This is a genomic window from Nocardiopsis lucentensis DSM 44048 (assembly GCF_000341125.1).
In the GTDB taxonomy this organism is placed as follows: Bacteria; Actinomycetota; Actinomycetes; order Streptosporangiales; family Streptosporangiaceae; genus Nocardiopsis; species Nocardiopsis lucentensis.
The window spans coordinates 1-2,941 of sequence record NZ_ANBC01000604.1; the positions used below are offsets into that span (position 1 = coordinate 1).

Sequence of the window (2,941 nt, forward strand, 5' to 3'; positions counted from 1 at the left end):
CGGCCGCGCCCGCGCCGAGGAGCTTGGGGTCGATCTTCGGCTCGTCCTCCTCGGGGGTGAGGTCGGTGACCTGCTCCGTGGGCTCCTCGGTGGGCGGCGGGGTGTAGGCGGGCGGTGGCGGGGGCGGACTCGGCGGGGCGACGCCCAGGGCGTTGGCCTGGTCGACGGCGACGACGCACAGGGGGTCCAGGCCCGTGTACACACCCTCGCCGCCGGAGTCGAAGGGGACCACGAGCCGCCATCCGGGGAGTACCGCGCGGTCCTCGCCGAGGGTGCCGCCGTCGGCCTGGGCGCGTCCGGCGTTGAGCTCGTAGATCTCGTCGGCGCGCTCGGGGTCGCCCAGGATCAGGTCGGCGATGGCCTCCAGTCCGGGTGAGCCCTCGGGGACGACGTAGTAGTACACCTCCGGACAGATGTCGTAGGTCGCCGCCCCGGTGCCGGTCGTCGTGTCGGACCCCGTGGTGCCGCCGGTCGCGGTGTCCGCGTGCGCGGGGGCGGGGACCGCCGCGAGGAGGACCGAGGCGAGGGCGGTACCGGTGACGAGGGCCGAGACGCCGCGCAGCGCCCGCGTGGTGGCCGACGGAGGCGCCGGGGGTCGTGCCGCCGCGATCAGGGTCACTGCTCTCTCCTGTGGATGACGTCGCTGGTCAGGGGGTTTCGAGGAGGCCGTCCCAGAAGATTCCGCCGGGCTCGGGGAACCGCACTCGCTCTGGAGGCATCTGTTCACTCTGGGACGTGTGAGTCTATGATGTCGAATTCGCACCCCTTCCGAGGCACTGGCCCTCGAAGTCCCCCGGCGCGTCACACCCGGTCCCGTGTGTCCTCCCTCGAACCGCGCCGTGTTCGAACCCGGAAAGCGAGTATCACGGAACGTGGCGACGAACCCCCGCGAGCACCTCCGCTGGAACCTCCTCGATCAACCCGGGGACCCCGTTCCGTGGAACAGCTACGAGGCCCGCTCCCTCAAGACCTTCTACGAGCGCCTGGCGGACGCCGCGGACCAGGCCGCCACCGACCTGCGCAGGCTTGAGGGAGACAAGCTGGGCGAGGGCGAGACGATCAAGGCGCTCAAGGAGCTCGTCGAGGAACTCCCCTCGCACCTGGACAAGGCGCACACCGCCTACGAGAAGGGCTACAAGGCCCTGGAGACGTGGGCGGACGCGCTGGACGCGGCGAGGGAGAAGAGCGAGACCGTCGCCATCCTCGCGGCGGGCGCCTACGACGGTCTGGCGGACGACGAGCGGGACACCTGGAAGGAGGGCGAGGGCGGGGACGACCCGCTGCGTGAGGAGTACGTCGTCCGGCTCAGGCGGGTCACCGACGACCTGGACGAGGCCGCCGAGACCGCCAAGAACGCCCTGGAGGACGCCAAGCAGGGCGACCCGAACAAGCTCTGGGGCTGGTTGGACGCGATCGTCACGTGGGTGGAGGAGAACCCCCTCATCTACGCCGCGATCATGGTGGTCGCCGGTATCGCCGCGATCTTCATCCCCGGTCTGGGCATCGCGCTCGCCATCGCAGCGCTCTCCATCAGCGCCGCCACGCTGCACCGCGAGGGCAAGCTCGGCTTCAACATGGAGACCGTCCTCACCCTCGGACTCGACGCCATGTCGCTGATCCCGGGCGGTGTGCTCCTGCGCGGCGGCCGGGCCGTCTCCCGGGTCGCGGGCCCCTTCGCTAGCCGGGCCTCCGGTCCCGTGCGCCGGGGCGTCAGGACCACCGCCAACGCGGTTCGCAACAACCGGGCGGTCCAGACGGTGACGACGAACGTCGGCAGAGCGAAGTCCTCGGTGTCGTCGACGATCAACGGGAACCGCGCACTCCGGGTGGGCGCCGACTTCGTCGCCACCGGAACGAAGGACACCGCCGTCGGTATGGGCTCCTCGATCGCGGTCCAGATGGCCGGGGGCACGGGCTGGGAGGACATCAACCTCACGAACGAGCTGATCGGTGCCGCCGCGACCAACTTCCCCGCCGCCGGGGTCAGCGCGGGCAAGACCGAGTGGGACCTGAGCCACTCGTCGAGCGGCTCAGGCTCGTCCGGCACCACGACCACGGGTTCGGGCGGCGGCGACAACACCCCCGACATCGATGTGGACACCGCTCCGGGCGGCGACGGTTCCGGCGGTGGCGGGAACGATCCGACGGCCGCGAACGACGCGGGTGCGCCGCGTTCCGGGGACGATCCGGCCACGCCGGGCTCGGGAGACGGCTCGGCTTCGCCGACGGGCGCCGACGGCGCGGCTCCGCCCCAGACGGGTGCCGACCCGCAGCCCTTCCAGGCCGAGGGCCCGGGCTCCTCCGGGGACGCGGCCCCGGCCCAGACGGGTGCCGACCCGCAGCCCTTCCAGGCCGAGGGCCCGGGCTCCTCCGGGGACGCGGCCCCGGCCCAGACGGGTGCCGACCCGCAGCCCTTCCAGGCCGAGGGCCCGGGCTCCTCCGGGGACGCGGCCCCGGCCCAGACGGGTGCCGACCCGCAGCCCTTCCAGGCCGAGGGCCCGGGCTCCTCCGGGGACGCGGCCCCGGCCCAGACGGGTGCCGACCCGCAGCCCTTCCAGGCCGAGGGCCCGGGCTCCTCCGGGGACGCGGCCCCGGCCCAGACGGGTGCCGACCCGCAGCCCTTCCAGGCCGAGGGCCCGGGCTCCTCCGGGGACGCGGCCCCGGCCCAGACGGGTGCCGACCCGCAGCCCTTCCAGGCCGAGGGCCCGGGCTCCTCCGGGGACGCGGCCCCGGCCCAGACGGGTGCCGACCCGCAGCCCTTCCAGGCCGAGGGCCCGGGCTCCTCCGGGGACGCGGCCCCGGCCCAGACCAGTGGTGACACGCAGACCGCGCAGGCGGCCGACACCACTTCGGCCCAGACCGCCGGGGACACCGGACCGACCCACACCGACGGCGGCGACACGGGTTCCACCCAGTCGGGTGGCGACACGTCGACCAGCCA

Annotated in this window: 1 protein-coding gene and 1 pseudogene; one reads left to right on the plus strand and one right to left on the minus strand. The window is 73.8% G+C overall.

The window, feature by feature from the left end:
- A pseudogene (locus D471_RS0121540) lies at positions 1-619 on the minus strand (hypothetical protein); the annotation flags it as partial.
- Positions 620-872: 253 nt separating this feature from the next.
- Here D471_RS0121540 and D471_RS0121545 point away from each other — a divergent pair.
- On the plus strand, positions 873-2,941 hold a 2,069-nt coding region (locus D471_RS0121545), incomplete at its 3' end, for a hypothetical protein (RefSeq protein ID WP_026127951.1).